Below are 19,916 nucleotides of genomic sequence, written 5' to 3'. Positions count from 1 at the left end.
CGGCGCCTACTCTGCGCCCCAAAGCCATACCAGGGCCCACGCCGCCCGGGCCTCACAACGCAGAGGTAGCAGTTGTAGGCTTCTCCCATGAATGCCGAGAGCTCCCGTGAATTCGACGTAATTGTGATCGGCGCGGGCGCCGTCGGGGAAAACGTGGCGGACAGGGTGGTTCGTGGCGGACTGACGGCAGTGATTGTGGAAAGCGAATTGGTGGGCGGCGAATGCTCGTACTGGGCGTGCATTCCTTCCAAAGCACTCCTTCGACCGGGGAGTGTTCTCCACGCGGCGCAAGGAATTCCCGGGGCTTCGGAAGCGGTCACGGGAGTTATTGACGCACAGTCGGCCCTGAAACACCGGGACTGGTTTACGAACAATTGGCAAGACGGGAGCCAGGTCGAGTGGCTGGATAGTGCCGGCATCGAACTGATCCGTGGGCGGGGGCGCATCACAGGACCGCGCGAGGTCCAGGTGGACGGGCTCGACGGCAACAGCTATGCGCTCAAAGCGCACCATGCCGTAGTTGTGGCCACGGGCTCAACCCCTACCATCCCGGATGTTGAGGGCCTCAAGGACGTACCCTTCTGGACCACCCGGGGCGCCACTGCCGCAAAAGTCATCCCCCCAGCGGTTCGCGGTGCTCGGAGGCGGAGTGGCCGGCGTCGAATTGGCCCAGGCTTTTGCCCGACTTGGTTCGGTGGTGACACTCATTGCTCGTGGTCGACTTCTGAGCAGCTACTCCGAAGAGGCGGCCGACCTGGTCCTGGCCGGGCTGCGGGCTGATGGGGTAACAGTCCATCTCCACACTGATGTGGACAAAGTGGAAAAGAACGACGACGGCTCGGTGTCAGTCACGTTCAACGGCGAGGCCGTCACGGCCGACAAACTCCTGGTCGCATCTGGCCGGCATCCAGCGTTGGCCAATTTGGGTTTGGAAAATGTGGGCGTTGAACCGCAGAACGGGAAACCACTCCGGCTCACCACGGACGCCAGTGGGCTGGTGGAGGGTCCGGCAAGCGATGGTACCAGCGGACTGTGGTTGTACGCGGCAGGCGATGCCGCGGGCAAAGTCTTGCTCACGCACCAGGGAAAGTATGAAGCCCGGGCAACCGGTGATGCAATCGTCGCAAGGGCAAACGGTAAACTCTCCGGCGCCCCCAAACCTTGGAGCGCGTGGGCCCACACAGCCAACGAGCACGCCATTCCAAGCGTCGTCTTCACGGATCCGGAAGTGGCATCGGTGGGCCCGAGCCTTGAACAGGCCCTGCTCCAAGGCAAGCATGTCACCGGAGTGGAGTTGCCCATCAATGTCTCCGGATCCCAGCTCTATTCCCCCGATTACAAAGGGTGGGCGCAGATCGTGGTGGACGAGGACCGCAAAGTCATTCTGGGTGCCACGTTCATCGGTCCCGGGGTCGCGGAACTGCTCCACTCCGCCACCATCGCGATCGTCGGCGAAGTCCCCTTGGACAGGTTGTGGCACGCGGTACCGTCCTATCCCACCATCAGCGAGGTGTGGTTACGTCTCTTGGAGAAGTACGGCCTTTAACTCCTATTTGAACTGACCAGTCAGTTCAGTTAGACTTTCAGCAGACACCATTTCTGCGAAAGGCTCATTGTGCTGTCCGTACAGCAACTCCAGATCAACGGCCGCCGGGACGATCTCCTTCCGGCAACGTCACTCCAGGCCCGTCGTGGCGAACTCTTGCTCGTGGCTGGCGAAGGCCAGGATCAGCGGACCGCCTTGGCCTTGGCACTCAGTGGCCGCATGAAACCCAGCAACGGCGTCCTCAGTTGGGACAACAACAGCAAGACCAAGAAGATCCGGCTGGCGAGCGCCTTGGTGGACTCGCCCGGCGTCAATGAGCCTGAACAGCATCTAAGTGTTCGCGACCTCGTCACCGAGGACCTCTCCCTCATCCCCCGCCGTTACCGTGGCGCGCTGCTCAGCAAGCCGTGGCTGAAGATCAACAGCTTTGAGGACATCGCCGGCCTCTGGATTGAACAGCTTTCCGCCAGCCGCCGGCTCGAGCTCCTGACTTCCCTCGCTTTGGCGGATCCGGCAACGGACCTCCTCGTGGTCGACTCCCCCGATCGCCACAGCGCCGATCCCGCAGCATGGCTGCCCCGGCTTGAGGCATTGGCGTCCGACGCCGGGCGGCCGCTTGCCGTCGTCGCCGTCGTCGGTGCCCTCCCGCAGAACTGGGCTGGCCCTGCAGCGGTAATTGGCAACTCGGTCGCCCACCCACCGGAACCAGAAGCTGCTGAAGTGTCCGCCGAGCCGGCAAAGGCGATCAACGCGCAGGCGACACCGACCCCAATTGCGGCCCGCGAGATTCAAGACGAAGCAACCGAGCCTGAATTCCAAGACCTCCAAAGGACTGCAAAGTGACTGTTCTGCGGCTCGCCCGCTCCGAACTCAAGCGCATGACCGGCGGGCTCCTGCCGAAGCTGACCATCCTGGCCCTGACCATGGTGCCGCTGCTCTACGGCGCGGTGTATCTCTACGCCAACTGGGATCCGTACGGAAACCTGAACCAGATCGACGCCGCCTTGGTAGTAGAGGACACGGGGGCAACGTCGAAGGATGGCGCCGAGCTGCAGGCCGGCAAGAAGGTTGCCGACAGCTTGGTGGATGGCCACGTCTTCAACTGGAAGCAGGTTTCCAGCGCGGAAGCGGCGGATGCCGGCGTCCGTTCAGGCGAATACGCCTTCGCGCTGCGCATCCCCAAGGACTTCTCCGCCAACCTGGTCTCCCCCGGCAGTTTCGACGCCGCCAACCAGGCAATGCTCCATGTCACCACCAACGACGCCAACAATTACCTCCTGAGCACCATCGTGGACAAGCTCACCACAGCCGTGCACTCAACGGTCGCCAAGGAGGTGGGCGAGGAAACAGCCAACCAGCTCCTCACCGGCTTCGGCACCATCCACGCCTCCATCGTGAAGGCATCGGACGGGGCGTCCCAGCTCGCCACGGGGGTGGGCCAGCTCAGCGACGGCGCAGCTACGCTGCATGATGGCACCACCCAATTGGTGACCGGAGCAGACCAGCTGGTGGCGGGACAAACGAAACTGCGAGACGGAGCCGTCCAGCTGAACACAGGCGCCAGCCAGTTAAGTTCAGGACTGAACGAACTGAAGAGCAAGACCTCCACCCTGCCTGCCGATTCGCAGAAACTCGCCGACGGCGCCGCGCAAGTAGCCGCCGGGAACGCGGAGCTGAATGCGAAAGTCCAGGACGTCGTCGGGCAGCTTGACGCCGCAGACAAAGGCCTTCGCAATCGCGTTGTCGAGTCCACTGCACGGCTGCTGAGTGCTGGCGTGCTCACCCAGGAGCAGGCTGACAAGGTCCTGGCCGATTTCGACTCCACTGCAACCTCCGGCCCGGTTACGGACGCCAAGGCCAAGATCGCGGGCGACGCCGCCAAGATCCAGCAGCTCTCGGACGGCTCAGCTGCCGTGAGCGCCGGCGCATCGAAGCTTGCCGCGGCTACACCAACGTTGACAGACGCGATATCGCAGGCAGCGGCCGGAGCCGGACAGTTGAAAACCGGGGCGTCCGCGCTGGCCGCCGGCCAGCAGAGCGCACTGGATGGCGCCATAAAGCTCGACGACGGCGCCCATCAACTCAACGACGGCGCCGGACAGCTTGCCACTGGCGCGGTGAAGGCCTCCGATGGCTCTCACACACTGGCCACAGAACTCGCCAAGGGTGCCGGAGAAATCCCCAACCCGAACGATGAACAGAAGAGCAATGTTTCCAAAGTGATCGCCGATCCCGTCGCCGTGGACAACGTATCGCAGGCGAAGGCAGGTTCTTATGGCGCCGGCCTGGCACCCTTCTTCCTGACGCTGGCCTTGTGGATCGGTGTGTTCCTGTTGGTGCAGGCCATGCGCCCCATCACCCAGCGCGCGCTGGCATCCAACGCACGCGCCTGGAAAATCGCGGTGGGGGGCTGGCTTCCGTTCTTCGTTGTCTCGGTCCTGCAGGCCACCATCCTGACCCTCGTGGTGAATCTGGGCCTCGGCTTGAACGCCGCCCACCCCGTAGGCATGTGGTTGTTCATGCTTGCCGCCGTGATGGCGTTCAGTGCGATCATCCAGGGCATCGTGGCGCTCATGGGGACTCCGGGCAAGTTCGTGGTGCTGATCCTGCTGGTCCTGCAGCTGGTGTCCTCGGGCGGAACGTTCCCCTGGCAGACCACTCCCATGCCACTTCACGTAGTGCACGAAGTCCTACCCATGGGCTACGTGGTCACGGGAATGCGGCACCTGATCTACGGCGGGGAACTCAACATGATCTGGCCAACAGTCCTGGGCCTGCTTGGATACACTTTGCTGGGAGCGGCGCTGTCCACTCTCGCTGTCCGCAAACACAAGATGTGGACCCTCAAGACGCTGAAGCCGGAGATCGCAGTATGAGCACCACCGAGCCGGCCCCTTCAGAGCTGGGGGCCGCGGCAGGAAACGCCGAGAAAAAGCTGCGCCCCGGCCGGACCAACGCCACCAAACAGCGCCTCTTCGAAGCGTCCATGGAGCTGATCGGCGAACGTGGCGCTGCAGGTGTGACCGTGGATGAGATCGCGGCCGCGGCCGGCGTGTCCAAGGGTACGGTTTACTATAACTTCGGCAGTAAATCGGACCTGATCGCGCAGCTGCTGCGGCACGGCGTGGACATTATGCTGGTCCGCCTCCAGGCAATCGAAGGCCAAGCCAGCGATCCCCTGGAATCCATGAAGAACATGGTGGGCCAGGCCATGGAATTCATGGACGAATACCCGTCCTTCGCTCGTCTGTGGGTCAGCGAAAACTGGCGGACGCCGGGCGAGTGGAGTGCTGTGTTCGCCGAACTCCGGGCAGAACTCCTCGCCGTCATCGGCTCTGCGGTGGAACGTGTGGCCTCCGGATACAAGGTGGACGAGTCCATCGCCCGCGGCAGTCTGGAGGCGGCCATTTTTGGAGCCATTTTCGTGGTGGGACTCGACCGGCAAACCTACAACCCGGAACGCACCCGCGAACAGAGTGTGGCCGCCGTCATGACCATCATGCATGGGTACGTCATCAAGTAGGTGACCGTCGGCAACGGTATCCAACTGCAATCTACGACGGCGTGGCGTGGCCCGCTGGTCGGCGATGATTAGACTCATGCGTCACATGGGGAACAGCGGAAAGCTTGCGGTGGTAACCGCTTTTATGTCGCTCGGGCTCTTGGTCCTCGCAGCCGTGGTCCTTGAAGAACTGGTCCTGTATCTGTTTCTGGGAGCGGTGCTGACCTGCTATTTGGCATCGATAGTGCAGGTCTTCAACCGGCGCCGATACCTCGTGGTTCTCCTTGGCGCTGCAGGCACCAGCTTGTTCATCGGCTTCAGCATCGCGTTCCTGCGCATGTGGGGCCTCGCGTTCAACCAGGACGCCAACGCCATGGGAAGTGCCGTAAGTACCGAGGACTCCGACATCTACTTCTATCTGGCCGCCGTGGCTGGGGTGGGAACCCTGGCTGTGCTGTTCCTGGGGGCGGTCTGGCCATCGTTTGGTTCCAGGCGACCCAGGCAACCCGCGCCGATGGCCAAAAGGACCACAACGGCAACTAAACGAGCTGCCGGCTCACGTCCAGCCGCGCCTGCCAAACGCCCAGCTACCTCGACGGCTCGACCTTCGAGCGCCGCCAAGGCCTCTTCCGCGAAGCGTCCCGCAACGCCACGCACTCCGTCGGCGACAGCCAAGCGTCCGACGTCGGGCGTTCCGTCTCAACGCAAACCCGCCTCCAAGCGCTAGCGATCTCCAAACCCCAGCGTTGCGGGGCCCGCTCTGCGTGCCTCCCGAACGATTAGACGCGCAGAGCCGGCCTCACAACGGTCACTTCAGGACGCTTCCGCCCAGCTCCCAGGACTGCAGTGGCAACACCGAGCAGCAGGATCAGGCCGCCCATGATCTCGGCAACGGTGGGAATCTCGTTCAGGACCAGCCAGGCAGCCGTCATGCCGACCACCGGAACCAACAGCGTGAAAGGCACGACGTCGGAACTCGGGTAGAGCGTCAAGAGCCGGTTCCAGATGCCGTATCCAATAAGCGAGGCGAAAACCGCCGTGTAGATGGCGCTCAGGATGGTGGGCATTTGGAGGTCCGTGATGGTCGCCCACACGGTGTCCGGACCGTCCACCACAAGTGACAATCCCGCCAAAGGGAGCGGCACCACGGCCCCCGACCACACCACCAAGCCAAGGCCCGACGCCGCTTTCGAGTGCCGCGCCACTACGTTTCCGATTGCCCAGGACAGCGCCGCCGCCAGCACAATCATGAGCGGAAGGACAGGCGCCACGGCACTTCGTCCCAGTGCCACCACTCCCAGGCCTGCGATACCCAGCACCACGCCTGCCATTTGGCGGCGGCTGGGCCTCTCTCCCAGGAACTTCGCGGCGAGCAGGATCGTGAACAGCACCTGGGCCTGGAGAACCAGCGAGGCCAGGCCCGCCGGCATCCCCAGCGCCATGCCCAGGTACAGCAAACCGAACTGACCGGCACTCATGAAAAGCCCGACGCCGATGATCGCCTTCCAGCTCACATCAGGTTTGCGGATGAACAGGATGAACGGAAATACGACAAGAAGGAATCGGAAGGCGACGAAAAGCAGCGGCGGGACATCACGACCGTTGGCGTGGAGGCCCAAGTCTATGGCGACAAAGTTCACGCCCCAGAGGACAGCGACGAGGACGGCGAGGGCGGAGTGGCGAAGGTTCACAAGAATCACTCTGGCACTTGACTGGTTTAAGCACCAGCGTTGAATTCAGCATGAAACCACGTAGATTTACTTCATGATCGACATTTCAGCCTTGCGTGCTCTGGTAGCTGTGGAACAGCACGGATCGGTAGTGGCCGCTTCCGATGTGATGGGCTACAGTCCGTCAGCGGTTTCCCAGCAGATCAAGAAGCTGGAGAAGCAAACGGGCGTAGCCGTCCTGGAACGGAACGGCCGTGGTGTACTCCTTACCGAACGGGGCCTTGCCCTCGCTGGCTACGGGCGGCGAATCATGGACGAGCTCGAGGAACTGCAGGCAACTCTCCTCGCCGATCCCGCGAAGCCCTCGGGACTGCTGCGGCTCGTGGCATTCTCCACTGCCTGCCGTGGCTTGGTGGGGCCTATGCTCGGACGCATCGGGACCACCGATACTGCACTTGAGATCAGCGTACTTGCCGAGGACCCACGCGAGGCCGTCCAACGAGTGGCCTCAGGCGAGGCTGAGCTGGCCGTGGTGCACAACTGGAACTCCGTACCGCTGGTCATTCCCGAGAACCTGGTGCACGAGGACCTTTGCCTGGACCAAGCCGACGTCCTCGTCAACAGCGGCCACCCGCTGGCAGGACGGACCGTCGTCGAGCGTGAAGACTTACTGGACGAAATTTGGGTCAGTACGCCGGCGGGTGCCATCTGCAACGAAGCCCTTCTGCAGATCTTCGCCGGGCTTGGGCGGGTCCCCGATATCCGTGTCTACGATCCCGATTTCTCCACCCATATCGCCATGGTGGAGCAGGCCGTGGCCGTGGCGCTTGTGCCTCGGCTGGGCAGGCCACCCCTGCCACCTGGTGTGATTGCCGTGCCGGTCGTCAACCCCATTCAGCAGCGGGCGGTGGGAATCGTGTACCGAAAGACCATGACCGCCAGCCCCAATATCCGGCATGCCGTCCGACTGCTGCGCGAGGTGGCAGCAGAGCACGAGCTACCAGTGCGGGGCTGAGCCATCCTTCCGGGGCTAACCTTGGGCGTTTCTACTTGCGTGGCACCTTGAAGTGCGTCAGACGGGCGTCCTGCCCATCCAGCTCCGCCCATGACTTCTCAGTCTCCAGGACCGTCAAAGCACTGGTTGGGTACCGTGTGGCAGCGTCCATGTAAGCGTCATGGTCCGAGTCGCGCGATGCGAGGTGCATGGCCAGATCCTGGACGCCGGGCATGTGCGAGATCACCATCAAGGTGGTAACTGTGTCCGGGACGTGATTGATCACGGTCAACATCCGGTTCGCTGAAGCGGCGTACAAACCGTCCTCGAGCTTGGGCGTCGGGGCTTTGTCCCCCAGCTCATCGCACACCCACGTGCAGGTTTGGCGGGTCCTCACCGCAGACGAGCACAGAATGAAGTCTGGAACCACGCCATGCTTGAGCAACCATCTCCCAGCCAACGGAGCCTCACGATGTCCGCGTTCCTCCAGTGGACGCTCATGGTCCGGCACCCCCATGGGCCAATCCGCTTTGGCATGCCGCATAATCACCAGGCGCCTGATGTGATGGTCACTCATGAACCAACCCTATAGCCGCAAACCCCCATCCGCCGCGGAGGCCAATACTCACGGGAGCACTAGAGGGAAGCCCGGGCATGGTGCGGGCGCTGTAGCGCAGCGGGGGCACTTTAGTGAGGGCGCTGTAGCGTAGCGGGGCATCCCGAAAGCGCCGTTGTCGCGCGAAGAATGAGCGCAGGCGCAAAGGGATCGTCCCGCGAAAGCGAAAGCGCCCGCGACCTGACAGAAGCGTCCCGCGAGAGCGAAAGCGCCCGCCCTTACAGGACAGGCGCTTTCGGCTGCGGTGCTACTTAGATCGAGTATTCCGGAGCGGCCCAAACGATAACTTCGGGGTGCTCGTAGAAGCGGTAGCCCTGGCCGCGTACGGTGCGCACCGTGTTGGCCAGGCGACCCAGCTTGGAACGGAGGCGGCGGATGTGGACGTCGATGGTGCGCTCGTTCGGTACTTCTTCGGCGTTGCGCCACAGGCCCTCAAGCAGTTCGTCGCGGCCCACCGTGCGGGTCCCATTTTCCACGAGGTAGTTGAGGAGCTCGAATTCCTTGAACGTCAGGTTCAGGGACTCGCCGTCGAGGTGGACTTCGCGGCGGGCGAGGTCGATCAGCACGCCGGAGGGGCGGGCTTCCTGCTGCGGTGCCGGGCGGGCAGCCTCGGTGCGCTGGCGGGCGGCGACTGTGGGGTCACCGAAAGTGGAACGTACGACGTCGAGTGCGGACCCGGGCGCCCCGGCCGGTGCGACGGCGACTGCAGCGTAGCTCTCAGCGCCGGTGACCAGGGACTGTGCGTAGGCCCGGATTTCCTGGGCGAGCTTAGCGATGGAGGTTCCTGCCGCTGCTGCTGTCTCTTCGTCGATGCCCATGTAGAGCACGAAACCGCGGGCCACGTTGTCGTTGGCGACGGGGCGAAGGCGGTCAGACTGCGCAATGACAGGAGTAGGCGCCGTCATGGGTGCTGGCTCGTTGGTGGGAACTGCCCGCAACTGGCCGTAGGAGTTGGGGTTGTACCCCTGTGGCACGTAGCCGGGAGCCTGCTGGCCGTTGCCCTGGGGGGCGGGGGCGTAGCCGGGACGGTTGCCGAAGCCGGGGCGGAGCCCTGCGTTTGAAGCGGCCTTGTTGGCGTTTCGGACGGAGATGTGGACGTAACCGGATGCAACTGACATGGAGTGATTACCTCAAAAGTGAATAGCCGTCATCGCGGCTTCGAATGCTGGTTGTCCCCGCAATGAGTTTGGGGAAGGGCGCCCAACGCTGGGCTAGGGGGCGAATGCCTGAAACTTCTTTGGGGTGGAAAGTTAGGCTTGCATTCGACAACAGCGGGTCTCGTCGCCAGCGGGTGTGCTGGACCAGATTGCTGCGGCTGCAGGTGCTGTTGAGTTCTTGTTCACATTGGAAGTGTGCAACGTAACAATGGCAACACGCAAGTAACAAAGCGCCTAACCGTCCACATTTTGAGACAAGAGGGTCTATTGTGCTGCAGATCACAATTCTTTCACTACGGAAAATGAACGTCATTTCATTCGGTTCCGATAAGAAATATTCGGCTTATGGTGAATTTTCTTCGGCCAATGGTGCATGATGCCCTTCCTGATTCCCGGCAGGCGCAAGACGACGGAATCTCAAGATCTGAAACACTTGCTGTCCAATCGCAAGCCACTCTCGTCTCGAATTTTTCCCTCAAAATCTGCTACAAGCCGTAGAAAGGGCGCGCATGGGACGGCCATGCCCCGCAACGCCTTCCACCGAACTCCCACGTCGCTAGTGTTGACCTCACAGCGTCCTCACAGGCTCGGCAAAGCTTCGCCAAACCAGAAGAATGGAGAGTTGTCCCATGGCATCCCCGCACTCCATGACGAACAACCTTCCCCAGCTTTCCCACCCGGACGGCTCTCCTATCCGCGCCTTGGTGGTGGACGACGAACCCAGCCTCTCCGAGCTCATGAGCATGGGCCTTCGCATGGCAGGCTGGTCCGTCGCGGTAGCAGCCGACGGACCAGAAGCCGTGAAGCTTGCCAAGGACTTCCGCCCTGACGTGCTGGTGCTGGACGTGATGCTTCCAGGATTCGACGGCGTCGAGGTCCTCAACCGGATCCGTACCTTCGCGCCGGAAGTGCCCGCGCTCTTTCTCACGGCCAAGGACGCTGTCCAGGACCGCATCGTAGGTCTTGCCGCCGGCGGGGACGACTACGTCACCAAGCCCTTCAGCATGGAGGAAGTCCTCCTTCGCCTGCACAGGCTCGTCCAACGTTCGGGCGTTGCCGCCATGGACACGGCGGAACTGGTGGTGGGTGATCTCACGCTGAACGTGGATACACGGGAAGTCTCGCGCGCCGGCGAAGACATCCAGCTCACGGCAACGCAGTTCGAGCTGCTTCGTTACCTTATGGAGAACCCCAAGCGCGTGGTCAGCAAGGCGCAGATCCTGGACCGCGTCTGGGACTATGACTTCGGCGGGCAGGCCAACATCGTGGAGCTCTACATTTCCTACCTGCGCAAGAAAATCGAAGCCAACCACCCGCCAATGATCCACACCATCCGTGGCGCCGGCTACGTCATCAAGCCTGCGGACTGAATCTTGTCAACCCTTTCAGGAGTAACCCGCAAGACCCAGCGGAACTGGCTCAATCCCACCACCTGGCATCTGCGCACGCGATTGGTCCTGGTGGCCATGGCCTTGCTGGTGGCGATTTGCGGGGCAGTCGGAGTGGTGAGTTACGCCTCCATGGACATGTACTTCAACAAGCAACTCGATAAGCAGCTAGAGCAGGCGTCAAGCCGCGCGAATGACTTCGGCAGGCCGCCGTCGAACTTTCCCTCAAGCGGGCGGCCGGATCCGCTGGAGGCCCGCGGCCAAGGTGCCGGTACCCTCAACGCGAGGATTGATGGTTCCACCGTCATTAACTCCGGCCTGTTAAATTCGAATGGCCGCCGCGTCGCACTTTCGGCAGAAGACAAGCAGGTCCTGCTCTCACTCCCCCGTGACAACCGGCCTGTGGACCGTTCATTGTCCAACGGCGACTACCGGCTGGTGGCAGTAAATACCACCTACGGCGACGTGATTGTGACGGGCCTGCCGTTGGCTGATAAGCAAAATGCCGAGGCCTCGCTGGTATGGACCATGGTGTTTGTTTCCCTTGGCGGACTGGTGCTGATCGGCCTTGCCGGTACCGTCATCATTCGCCGGACCATGCGGCCGCTGGAGCAACTATCGGAGGTTGCAACCAAAGTATCGCGCCTTCCCCTCGACGCCGGTGAAGTGGCACTCGCTGTGCGCGTACCGCCGTCGGCCTCCCATCCTGGAACAGAAGTAGGCAGCGTTGGCCACGCTTTGAACCAAATGCTCAACAACGTTTCCAGGGCCTTGGAAGCCCGTCAGGAGAGCGAAACAAAGGTCCGGCAGTTCGTTGCGGATGCCTCCCACGAACTGCGGACGCCGCTGACCGCCATTCGTGGATATACCGAACTACTCCGCATGACGGAGAACTTCACGGACGACGGCCGGAAGTCCCTGGCACGCGTCCAGAGCCAGTCCGAACGCATGACCACCCTTGTGGAGGACCTGTTGCTGTTGGCGCGGTTGGACGAAGGCCAGCCATTGAAGGTCACGGATGTGGACCTTACCCAGTTGGTGATCGAGACCGTCAGCGACGAAAAGGTGATGGCACCGGATCACATCTGGAAGCTCCAACTCCCCGACGAGCCCATCACGGTACGCGGGGACGCAACCCAGCTGCATCAGGTGCTGGCCAATCTGCTGTCCAACGCCCGCAAGCACACCGATCCAGGCACCACAGTGGTCACTGGCGTCATGCTCTCCGCGGACGCTACCGCGGTGGTCACGGTCACTGACAACGGGGCTGGCATTCCGCCTGAATTCCAGGGCCATGTTTTCTCGCGTTTTGCCCGCGCTGACGCCGCGAGATCAGGCTCTGAAGGAACCTCCGGATTGGGCTTGTCAATCGTCGAATCAATCGTCCAAGCGCACGGCGGAAGCGTGGCAGTAACGTCCAAGCCGGGGTGCACCGAGTTCATTCTGAGACTCCCGTCAGTTTCGAACGAACACGTATAACGAATCAGGCAACATGACGCGCCGTGACCGTGATCTCTGTTACCCAAATGTGACTTAAGCCGAAACCTCCTGTACCTTCGAAAGGGTGGGTCGCCCATAGTTGGCCCACACCCGGGATGCGCCGAGCTCTGCCACTTCCCGGAGTTCCGTTCTCATTCGAGGCAGAGACGGGGGACCCAGAGTCTCCGGGCACAGTACTTTCCTTGCCCTTGGGGTGAAGCCGCAGCTACGCGCGCGGCCGGATGACCTCATCCGAACCCGACAGCTAACTCCGCAGGCGCTGAGAGGTAATCACACATGTCTGAATTCAACGATCAGACGCGCCCATCCGCGCGTCACCGTGACGAACACAACGCTCCCCTGACCAAATCGCAGTCTGTTCTGAAGACCGCTGCCCGCCGCGGCAAGACCGGTCAGCGCATGTCCGTTGTTGCAGGAGTCGTTGCCGCAGCATTGGGCGTCGCATCGCTCGGCCAGGCCGCAAACGCCGCATTCAACCTCCCGGAAACGAGCCAGGCATCCGAGACGCAAGCCACGGCCCAGGTCAGCAACAAATCAGCGGAAATCTCTGCGTCCCTGGATGCTGCTGCCAAGAAGGGCGCCGCCGATAGGGCCGCTGCAGATCAGGCAGCAGCAGCTGCACAGGCCGCTGCCGAGAAGGCTGCCGCTGAGAAGGCTGCGGCCGAAAAAGCCGCCGCCGACCAGGCAGCAGCCGCACAAGCCGCCGCCGAAAAGGCTGCCGCTGATGCAGCCGCCAAGCAGGCTGCCGATGCCGCCGCTGCTGCAGCCGCAGCCGCAGCAGCTGTTCCCAAGGCCGTGGACGATCCCGCTGCTGCCAAAGCTTACGCCGCCAGCATCCTCGCCAGCTACGGCTGGGGTCCGGGTGAAATGACTGCCCTGAACACACTGTGGGAGAAGGAATCCAACTGGCGGACCACCGCGACCAACGCGTCCAGTGGCGCCTACGGAATCGTGCAGTCTCTGCCAGCTTCCAAGATGGCAACTGCCGGCGCCGACTGGGAGACCAACTACCAAACCCAGATCAAGTGGGGCCTGAACTACATCAAGGAACGCTACGGCTCCCCCTCGGCCGCCCTCGCCTTCCACTTGGCCAACAACTGGTACTAAGCCAACTCAATAAGCAGGTTTGAGCCCACCCCAGCGGGCTCAAACGTGCAGGGCCTGATTACCGCCCCGTTTTCCGCCGTTCGCAGCAGTGATTACTGCAGCTGACAGCGGGAACGGGGCGGTTTTCGCGTTTCAGGTGGCGACGGCTTGCACCTCACGTAACGTCAGGACTTAGCGTTGTGCCCATGACGGGAACAACAGGAACCGGACCGTGGAGCATCGGTGAACTGGCCACAGCATGTGGCGTCAGCGTGCGGACGCTCCACCACTACGACGAGATCGGGCTGCTGTCCGCAAGCCAAAGGACATCATCCGGTCATCGCCGGTATTCGGAGAGCGACCTGCGCCGGCTATACCGGATCAGATCGCTTCAGATGCTGGGGCTTCCGCTCGCTGCCATCGGCAAGGCGCTGCAAACGCCCGAGGATGATCTGGAGTCCCTTCGAGGCCTCCTCCAACAGCAGCTGGTCCATGTGCAGGAGCACGCCCGGCAACTCCAAGCGCTCCAAAACCGTTTGGGCGAGCTGTTGTCACGCATGGACGGACGTGCCATGCCCACCCCTGAACAATTCATGTCAACGTTGGAGATGATTACCGTGCTCGAAAACAACTTCACAGCCGAACAACGCCAGCAACTCGCGGACAAGCGGGAAGAACTCGGCGCAGAAAAAGTCGAAGCCGCCAAGCAGCAGTGGGCCGCCCTTGTGGAAGAAGGACTGGCGCACGTGGAAGCCAACAGGCCCGTCGCGGACCCCTCCGTCCAGGAATGGGTGCGTTCATGGGACGGCATAGGTTCCATGTTCCACTCCAGTGAGGACACCAAGGCCGCAGCGCGTGCGGCTTGGCAGGAAAACACCCAAGCAATTAGCGCCGGCCTGCCTTGGAGCGCTGAGCAGTTGGCCGGGCTGATGGCATATTTGGAAAAGGCGCGCTCGGCCCCGTAACTGGACTGTGCCTATACTTCCGGTTCGGCCTATGCTTCCGGTTCGGCCTCTGCCGCATCTCGAACGGCTGCGATGGAGGCAGCGACGTCGCCTGCGTCCGTGGACCAATTGCTTACCGAAATCCGGAGGATGTCACGTCCTCGCCATGAGGAACCCGACATCCATACAATCCCTTCCGCCATGAGCCGCTGGGTGATGCGGTGTGTGCGGTCGTCACTGCCGAAGGCGACCGACACTTGCGTGAAAACGACGTCATTCAGAATTTCCACACCCGGGATCTCCGCGAGGCCCTCCGCCAGCGCGCGGGCGTTTGCTGCAAGCCTGTCCACCATGGCTATGACTCCGGACCGGCCCAACTGTCGCAGCGCTGCCCACACCGGGATGCCGCGGGCCCTACGGGACAGTTCCGGAACTTTGTCGAACGGATCGCCCAGTCCGGTCTCCGTTGCAATGAGGTAACTCGTGTGAACGCTGAAGGCGCGTCTAAGGGCTTCCGGCCGGGAGACGATGGCCAAGCCGCAGTCGTAGGGAACGTTCAATGTTTTGTGGGCATCGGTGGCCCACGAATCGGCTGCCTCTACTCCGGCCAGCCGCCCGCGCAGATTTGGGCTGACTGCCGCCCACAGCCCAAAGGCGCCATCCACATGCACCCAGGCCTCCCGGTCATGGGCTACCGCGATGGCTTCGGACATCGGATCGAACGCACCGGAATGCAGGTTGCCGGCCTGCAGGCACACGAGGGAAGGCCCGGGTTGCTGGTCCATGGCGTCGGCAAGGGCTTCCGGCAGGATCCTGCCTTGATCGTCCGTGTCCACGGGCACGCACGCTCCCAGCCCCAGATACCGCAGGGCGAGATCCACGGCGGCGTGCCGTTCCCGGCCGGCAAACGTTGTGATGAGCGGCGCGCCGGTCAGGCCCAGGTCCGCCAGGTCCCATCCTGCCTCGTCCATCAGGTATTGGCGCCCGGCGGCCAGGCCCGCGAAGTTGGCCGTGGTAGCGCCAGTGGTGAATCCGACGTCGGACCCTCGCGGAAGATCCAATAGTTCCAGGAGCCAAGCTGCTGCGGATTCTTCGATGGCAGCGGCAGCGGGAGTTGCAAATCTGAGTCCGGCGTTTTGGTCCCATGCCGAAACAAGCCAGTCTGCGGCCATGGCAGCGGGCAACGTCCCGCCCATGACCCAGCCGTAGAAGCGTCCGGACTGGATGGCCATCAACCCGGGCTCCGCCAATGCGGCGAGCTCGTCTACTACGTCAGCCGCGTCCGTTGCTTCGTCGGGAAGGCTCGAAAGAAGGCTCGCGGCAACTTGGTCGGCGTCGGACGTGGGCCGGACTGAACGGCTGGGCACTGACGCAAGCCACTCCGTAGCGTGCGCCATGGCCCGCTCCAGTGCAGCACCGTACGCCTCCGGCAACGCAGACATGCGCACAGCCTACTCCCGGTTCACCGGCTGGAACAGCGAAGGCGAACAGTGCTAGAGCGTGAAGGTGATGAGGTGACCGCCGTCGTCGTCTTTCACTGCTGTGACCATTACGGCTGAGTAGTCCGGGATCCGCCACATGCCCGGCTCAAGCTCGCCTCCGGCGTCGCCCACCACCACGGTTCGCATCCCGGCGGCGCGGGCTGCGGCGATACCTGCCGGAGCGTCCTCAAAAACCACGACGTCGGCCGGTTCCGCGCCCAGCAACTCTGCGGCTTTGAGGTACCCCTCCGGGTGCGGCTTGCCCCGCGTAACGCCTTCGGCGGTGACGGTAGTCGATGGCATGGAAAGTCCGGCAGCCTTCATCCGGATGTCGGCAAGGATGCGGTCAGCGGACGTGACAAGCGCGATGGCCAAGTCCGGCAATGATGCAAGCAGGGCTTCTGCGCCAGGAAGGGCAATCACACCGTCGGTCCTGGTGCGTTCCATCTCGCCCAGCTCGGCCGTCAAAGCTTCAAGATCGGCTCCTGCCGGAGCATAACGGCGCACAGTATCGCCCGCTTGCACCCCGTGGGACGTCCGCAGGATCTCGTTGTAGTCGAGCCCGTATCGTTCGGCGAACTCCAGCCATACCTGCTCGACGATCGCCGTGGAATCAACCAGTGTTCCGTCCATGTCGAACAGGACTGCACGAACCGTTAGGGTAGACGATCGCTCGGCGTGTGCGGAAGGCGAGGTTGGCTCGGCAGGATGGCTCATGCATCCATCCTGCCGCACCATGCAGGGGTTGCGGCGAACTGTGACTTAGCCGTTGGGCCGGTGCGGAATGTACTGCACAGCCCATTTATTGCCGTCGGGGTCCGCAAAATGGACGAAGTGTCCCCAGTCCTGGATATCGATATCGCTGACCTCGACGCCATTGGCCTTGAGCTGTTCGTGGGCTTTATTGATGTCGCTCACCACTATTTGAAGGGATGGCGCTGTCCCGGGAGGAGCATCGCTGAGGCCCTCCCCGATCGCGATGGAACAAGCCGATCCCGGCGGCGTCAACTGCACAAAGCGGATGCCGTCCATGGGACGCTCATCGAAATCGGCGTTGAAACCAACTTTGTTGACGTAGAAATCCTTCGCGCGATCCACGTCGGACACAGGGACAAACACCAGTTCAAGTTTCCAGTCCATGCGCCACAGGCTAACGGGGTGCGCCGGAAAGCGGTAGAGGCGTACGGATTAGCCGGTCACGCCGTAGAGGCGGTCGCCGGCGTCGCCCAAGCCCGGAACGATATATGACTTGTCATTGAGCTTCTCGTCAATCGAAGCGAGGACTACGGTCACATTGGCGTCCTGCAGCTCCTCCTCCAACTTGGCGAGGCCTTCCGGAGCAGCCAGCAGGCAGATGCACGTAACGTCCGAGGCGCCGCGTTTGAAGAGGAACTTGATGGCTTCGCGCAAGGTGCCGCCGGTGGCAAGCATGGGGTCCAGCACGAAGATCTGACGTCCGGTGAGGTTCTCGGGGAGGCGCTCGGCGTAGGTGATGATGTCCAGTGTCTCTTCGTCGCGGGCCATGCCCAGGAAGCCGACCTCAGCGGTGGGGACCAGTTTGGTCATGCCCTCAAGCATTCCAAGCCCAGCGCGCAGGATGGGAACCACCAAGGGCGTCGGCTTGGTGAACGCCGTGCCGATGGTCTTTGTGACAGGAGTCTCGATCTCCACTGGCTGTGTCTTGACCTCGCGGGTGGCCTCGTAGGCCAGGAGGGTGACGAGTTCTTCAGTGAGCTGCCGGAAGACCGGTGAAGGGGTGTTCTTATCCCGCAGTACGGTGAGCTTGTGAGCGACCAGCGGGTGGTCCACGACGAGTGTGCGCATCGTCCAAAACTATCATTGAGACATGAGCGCCACGGAGCCGTATCACGCTGAACACATGGCTTGGATGGGCCTCGCCCTGGACGAGGCCCGATTGGCGATGGAAACGGACGACGTGCCGATCGGCGCGGTCGTTCTAGGACCCGACGGCGGTGTGCTGGGTTCAGGGCGCAACGAACGGGAAGCACACGGAGACCCGACCGCCCACGCAGAGATCGTCGCCATCCGCGAGGCCGCGGCTGCCCTGCAACGCCATGCCCTCGAATTGGGCGAAGGCGGCGACGGGTGGCGGCTCGAGGACTGCACCTTGGTGGTAACCCTTGAACCGTGTGCCATGTGCGCCGGGGCGATCGTCCTGGCACGGATTCCCCGCGTCGTGTTTGGCGCGTGGGATGAGAAAGCCGGGGCCGCAGGTTCGGTGTTCGATATCCTCCGCGAGCGCCGGCTCAACCACTGGGTGGAGGTGTACGCAGGAGTGCGTGAGGAAGAATGCGCAACGCTCCTCCGGGACTTCTTCGCTACACATCGTGTGCCGGCAGCGGAGCACCGCTCACCCGCCTGAGCTCTATGTAAGGAGCCAATCATGACAATCGCTTTCAACCACACCATCGTCTACGCCACGGACAAGCACGCGTCTGCTGCGTTTCTGGCCCGCATCCTTGGGCTTCCCGCACCACAGCTCATGTGGTCCTTCGTCACTGTTTCCTTGGAAAACGGCGTCACTCTGGATTTCCTCGATGCCACAGGAACCATCGCGCCCCAGCACTACGCTTTCCTGGTCAGCGAAGAGGAGTTCGATGCGATCTTTTTGCGGATCACGGCCGAACACATTCCCTATTGGGCCGACCCCGCACGTTCCCGTGCGCAACAAATCAACCACAACGACGGCGGCCGCGGGATCTACTTCAGCGACCCGGACGGGCACTTCCTCGAAGCAATCACCCGGCCGTATGGTTCGGGCTGAATGCCTTTCCGGCTGAGCGCGTTACAGACCAGCGGCCTCGTTGAGGGCGTCGATCCGTAGCTGGCGCGACGCCGGTGAGTCCAGGCTGAACGACCTGAAATCGCCGAGTTCGTCGCGGATCCATGCTTCGATTTCAGCGATCCGCCTGCTGACTGCTGCAGTGGGCTTGGCAAAGGTCCAGGCTGCGATGCATTCTTTGCCGGGATCGTACTGCCACAGGCCGATGATTCTGCCCCGGTCCAGAATGGGGTGATCCGGGAGATCGGCCTGAAGCGCCAGCGTGGTGTCCAGGAACTTCTTTCCTTTGTCCTCCTCGGCGAACATGTCAGCCGAATTCCGCCTGTGGAGGACCAGTGAATCGGTGCCGGCAAGCAATTGGATCTGCTCGTCGCCCGGCTCTTGGAAGTCGGCCAAGCGCTCGACGTCGTCCGGCAGCATCCACAGCACGTCACCATTTGCTGTGGGCACTTCTACGGCCCCGACGCCGGCGAGCGCCGCTTTGCTCTGGGCGACGGTGAACGCGGTGAACCACTGGCTCTGCTTGAGAGTCGCTCCGCCAGTCCAGCGCAAGTACCTTTCCAGCAGGAGGCGGCGGGCGCCGTCGTCGTCGATTTTGCTGGAGGCAAGGCCCCACTTGGTGTAGGCGTAGCGCTGCTGATCGAGGCGGCCGTTGATGGGGACCCGGCGGATGCGGCCGTCGGCTTGGAGCAGGCCCAAGGCCGTGGGCAGGGTGGTGGCGGCGCCCTTCTTCTTGCCTTCCTCCCCGAGGCTCCGGACGGAATCGCCCAGTTGGTCCTTGAGCTGCTTGGGGTCCAGTGGATCGCTGGACTCCTGCAGGGCGTGCTCTACTTGGTCCTCGAGAAGGGTGATCTCGCTGCGCTCCACGCCGAGTCTGGCCAGTACCTTGAAGGGTGCAACGGCGGCGTCGCGGCCGATCTGCAGGCCCCAGGCAAAGTCGGCCCGGCCCAGTACGTACGTGCAGCCGCGGGCAGTGGGGAGTTCGTGGATTTTGAGTTCTTTGACATCCCGGTCGGCCTGTTCCCGACTGATTCCCGCCCTCGCAAACAGGGTGAGGTACGGATTGGCGCCGCCTACCGAGCGTGCCCATCCGGCGTGATCGAGGACTTCCTCGGACGTCTTTCCTGCGAGCGACCCGTCGAGACCCTGTTTGTGCCAAGCCCAGGCGCGGAGGCGTTCCGGGGTGAGGGTTGTTGCGGCCGGAATGGTCTGGACTTTGGGCGTCATGG

General features: G+C 62.6%; 19 protein-coding genes, 1 pseudogene and 1 riboswitch. Of the genes and pseudogenes, 12 read left to right on the top strand and 8 right to left on the bottom strand.

What is annotated here, in order from left to right:
• The first annotated feature begins 87 nt into the window (after positions 1-87).
• From VUN82_04090 to VUN82_04070, 5 genes and pseudogenes are all read left to right on the top strand, one after another.
• Positions 88-1,546, top strand: a pseudogene (locus VUN82_04090) (NAD(P)/FAD-dependent oxidoreductase).
• 69 nt (positions 1,547-1,615) lie between these two features.
• Positions 1,616-2,389 carry an ABC transporter ATP-binding protein gene (locus VUN82_04085; protein XAS73046.1) on the top strand — a complete coding sequence of 258 codons (774 nt, stop codon included), beginning with the start codon at positions 1,616-1,618 and terminating at the stop codon, positions 2,387-2,389.
• Positions 2,386-4,422: a YhgE/Pip domain-containing protein gene (locus tag VUN82_04080; GenBank protein XAS73045.1), complete on the top strand. Its 2,037-nt coding sequence runs from the start codon at positions 2,386-2,388 to the stop codon at positions 4,420-4,422. Before VUN82_04085 ends, VUN82_04080 begins: the two co-directional genes overlap by 4 nt.
• A complete protein-coding gene (locus tag VUN82_04075) occupies positions 4,419-5,069 on the top strand; it encodes a TetR/AcrR family transcriptional regulator (protein ID XAS73044.1) in 651 nt (216 codons plus the stop codon). Before VUN82_04080 ends, VUN82_04075 begins: the two co-directional genes overlap by 4 nt.
• 85 nt (positions 5,070-5,154) lie before the next feature.
• Positions 5,155-5,775, top strand: a complete 621-nt coding sequence (locus VUN82_04070; protein ID XAS73043.1) for a hypothetical protein — start codon at positions 5,155-5,157, stop codon at positions 5,773-5,775.
• A 52-nt stretch (positions 5,776-5,827) separates the two neighbouring features.
• Here the strand turns inward: VUN82_04070 and VUN82_04065 are convergent, their stop codons facing one another.
• Positions 5,828-6,739, bottom strand: a complete 912-nt coding sequence (locus VUN82_04065) for an EamA family transporter (GenBank protein ID XAS74599.1) — start codon at positions 6,737-6,739, stop codon at positions 5,828-5,830.
• Positions 6,740-6,812: 73 nt separating this feature from the next.
• On the opposite strand from VUN82_04065, the gene VUN82_04060 reads away from it, so the two are divergent.
• Positions 6,813-7,733, top strand: a complete 921-nt coding sequence (locus VUN82_04060) for a LysR family transcriptional regulator (protein ID XAS73042.1) — start codon at positions 6,813-6,815, stop codon at positions 7,731-7,733.
• Between the two features lie 31 nt (positions 7,734-7,764).
• Here VUN82_04060 and VUN82_04055 read toward each other — a convergent pair whose 3' ends face one another.
• Both VUN82_04055 and VUN82_04050 read right to left on the bottom strand, forming a co-directional pair.
• Positions 7,765-8,289, bottom strand: a complete 525-nt coding sequence (locus tag VUN82_04055) for a histidine phosphatase family protein (protein XAS73041.1) — start codon at positions 8,287-8,289, stop codon at positions 7,765-7,767.
• A 290-nt stretch (positions 8,290-8,579) separates the two neighbouring features.
• On the bottom strand, positions 8,580-9,446 hold the full coding sequence (locus tag VUN82_04050) for a winged helix-turn-helix domain-containing protein (GenBank protein XAS73040.1): 867 nt from the start codon (positions 9,444-9,446) through the stop codon (positions 8,580-8,582).
• Positions 9,447-10,114: 668 nt separating this feature from the next.
• Between VUN82_04050 and VUN82_04045 the strand changes: the two genes are divergently transcribed.
• The 4 genes from VUN82_04045 to VUN82_04030 all read left to right on the top strand — a co-directional run bounded on the left by VUN82_04045 (position 10,115) and on the right by VUN82_04030 (position 14,424).
• Positions 10,115-10,855, top strand: a complete 741-nt coding sequence (locus VUN82_04045) for a response regulator transcription factor (protein ID XAS73039.1) — start codon at positions 10,115-10,117, stop codon at positions 10,853-10,855.
• A gap of 3 nt (positions 10,856-10,858) precedes the next feature.
• Entirely contained in the window at positions 10,859-12,352 is a 1,494-nt protein-coding gene (locus VUN82_04040) for a HAMP domain-containing sensor histidine kinase (GenBank protein ID XAS73038.1), read from the top strand.
• 109 nt (positions 12,353-12,461) lie between these two features.
• A riboswitch (cyclic di-AMP (ydaO/yuaA leader) is annotated at positions 12,462-12,646 on the top strand.
• Between the two features lie 3 nt (positions 12,647-12,649).
• Positions 12,650-13,480: a hypothetical protein gene (locus VUN82_04035; GenBank protein XAS73037.1), complete on the top strand. Its 831-nt coding sequence runs from the start codon at positions 12,650-12,652 to the stop codon at positions 13,478-13,480.
• Between the two features lie 185 nt (positions 13,481-13,665).
• A complete protein-coding gene (locus tag VUN82_04030) occupies positions 13,666-14,424 on the top strand; it encodes a MerR family transcriptional regulator (GenBank protein XAS73036.1) in 759 nt (252 codons plus the stop codon).
• A gap of 29 nt (positions 14,425-14,453) precedes the next feature.
• Here the strand turns inward: VUN82_04030 and VUN82_04025 are convergent, their stop codons facing one another.
• Genes VUN82_04025 through upp form a run of 4 tightly spaced genes read right to left on the bottom strand, consistent with a single transcriptional unit; the run spans position 14,454 to position 17,708 of the window.
• A complete protein-coding gene (locus tag VUN82_04025; protein XAS73035.1) occupies positions 14,454-15,845 on the bottom strand; it encodes a pyridoxal-dependent decarboxylase in 1,392 nt (463 codons plus the stop codon).
• 51 nt (positions 15,846-15,896) lie between these two features.
• A complete protein-coding gene (locus tag VUN82_04020) occupies positions 15,897-16,601 on the bottom strand; it encodes an HAD-IA family hydrolase (GenBank protein ID XAS73034.1) in 705 nt (234 codons plus the stop codon).
• A gap of 45 nt (positions 16,602-16,646) precedes the next feature.
• Positions 16,647-17,024 (bottom strand): VOC family protein, encoded by a 378-nt coding sequence (locus VUN82_04015; GenBank protein XAS73033.1) that lies wholly within the window; start codon positions 17,022-17,024, stop codon positions 16,647-16,649.
• A gap of 48 nt (positions 17,025-17,072) precedes the next feature.
• Complete coding sequence (upp, locus tag VUN82_04010; GenBank protein ID XAS73032.1) at positions 17,073-17,708, bottom strand: uracil phosphoribosyltransferase; 636 nt, start codon at positions 17,706-17,708, stop codon at positions 17,073-17,075.
• A gap of 22 nt (positions 17,709-17,730) precedes the next feature.
• Here upp and tadA point away from each other — a divergent pair, with 22 nt between their 5' ends.
• Both tadA and VUN82_04000 read left to right on the top strand, forming a co-directional pair.
• Positions 17,731-18,267: a tRNA adenosine(34) deaminase TadA gene (gene tadA / locus VUN82_04005; protein ID XAS73031.1), complete on the top strand. Its 537-nt coding sequence runs from the start codon at positions 17,731-17,733 to the stop codon at positions 18,265-18,267.
• Positions 18,268-18,288: 21 nt separating this feature from the next.
• The gene (locus VUN82_04000; protein ID XAS73030.1) at positions 18,289-18,669 is read left to right on the top strand and encodes a VOC family protein; all 381 of its coding nucleotides are present in this window, start codon (positions 18,289-18,291) and stop codon (positions 18,667-18,669) included.
• Between the two features lie 21 nt (positions 18,670-18,690).
• Here VUN82_04000 and VUN82_03995 read toward each other — a convergent pair whose 3' ends face one another.
• On the bottom strand, positions 18,691-19,914 hold the full coding sequence (locus VUN82_03995; protein ID XAS73029.1) for a crosslink repair DNA glycosylase YcaQ family protein: 1,224 nt from the start codon (positions 19,912-19,914) through the stop codon (positions 18,691-18,693).
• Positions 19,915-19,916 lie beyond the last annotated feature (2 nt).

It is taken from the genome of Micrococcaceae bacterium Sec5.1 (assembly GCA_039636795.1).
In the GTDB taxonomy this organism is placed as follows: Bacteria; Actinomycetota; Actinomycetes; order Actinomycetales; family Micrococcaceae; genus Arthrobacter.
Note: the sequence above shows the minus strand (reverse complement) of the source record. Positions and strands in the feature narration are given on the sequence as shown.

Coding starts and splice junctions, on each gene's coding strand:
- VUN82_04050 (XAS73040.1), bottom strand. CDS start 9,446: ATGTCAGTTGCATCCGGTTACGTCCACATCTCCGTCCGAAACGCCAAC.
- VUN82_04030 (XAS73036.1), top strand. CDS start 13,666: ATGACGGGAACAACAGGAACCGGACCGTGGAGCATCGGTGAACTGGCC.
- VUN82_04045 (XAS73039.1), top strand. CDS start 10,115: ATGGCATCCCCGCACTCCATGACGAACAACCTTCCCCAGCTTTCCCAC.
- VUN82_04070 (XAS73043.1), top strand. CDS start 5,155: ATGGGGAACAGCGGAAAGCTTGCGGTGGTAACCGCTTTTATGTCGCTC.
- upp (XAS73032.1), bottom strand. CDS start 17,708: ATGCGCACACTCGTCGTGGACCACCCGCTGGTCGCTCACAAGCTCACC.
- VUN82_04025 (XAS73035.1), bottom strand. CDS start 15,845: ATGTCTGCGTTGCCGGAGGCGTACGGTGCTGCACTGGAGCGGGCCATG.
- VUN82_04020 (XAS73034.1), bottom strand. CDS start 16,601: ATGAGCCATCCTGCCGAGCCAACCTCGCCTTCCGCACACGCCGAGCGA.
- VUN82_04015 (XAS73033.1), bottom strand. CDS start 17,024: ATGGACTGGAAACTTGAACTGGTGTTTGTCCCTGTGTCCGACGTGGAT.
- VUN82_04060 (XAS73042.1), top strand. CDS start 6,813: ATGATCGACATTTCAGCCTTGCGTGCTCTGGTAGCTGTGGAACAGCAC.
- VUN82_04035 (XAS73037.1), top strand. CDS start 12,650: ATGTCTGAATTCAACGATCAGACGCGCCCATCCGCGCGTCACCGTGAC.
- VUN82_04000 (XAS73030.1), top strand. CDS start 18,289: ATGACAATCGCTTTCAACCACACCATCGTCTACGCCACGGACAAGCAC.
- VUN82_04055 (XAS73041.1), bottom strand. CDS start 8,289: ATGAGTGACCATCACATCAGGCGCCTGGTGATTATGCGGCATGCCAAA.
- VUN82_04075 (XAS73044.1), top strand. CDS start 4,419: ATGAGCACCACCGAGCCGGCCCCTTCAGAGCTGGGGGCCGCGGCAGGA.
- tadA (XAS73031.1), top strand. CDS start 17,731: ATGAGCGCCACGGAGCCGTATCACGCTGAACACATGGCTTGGATGGGC.
- VUN82_03995 (XAS73029.1), bottom strand. CDS start 19,914: ATGACGCCCAAAGTCCAGACCATTCCGGCCGCAACAACCCTCACCCCG.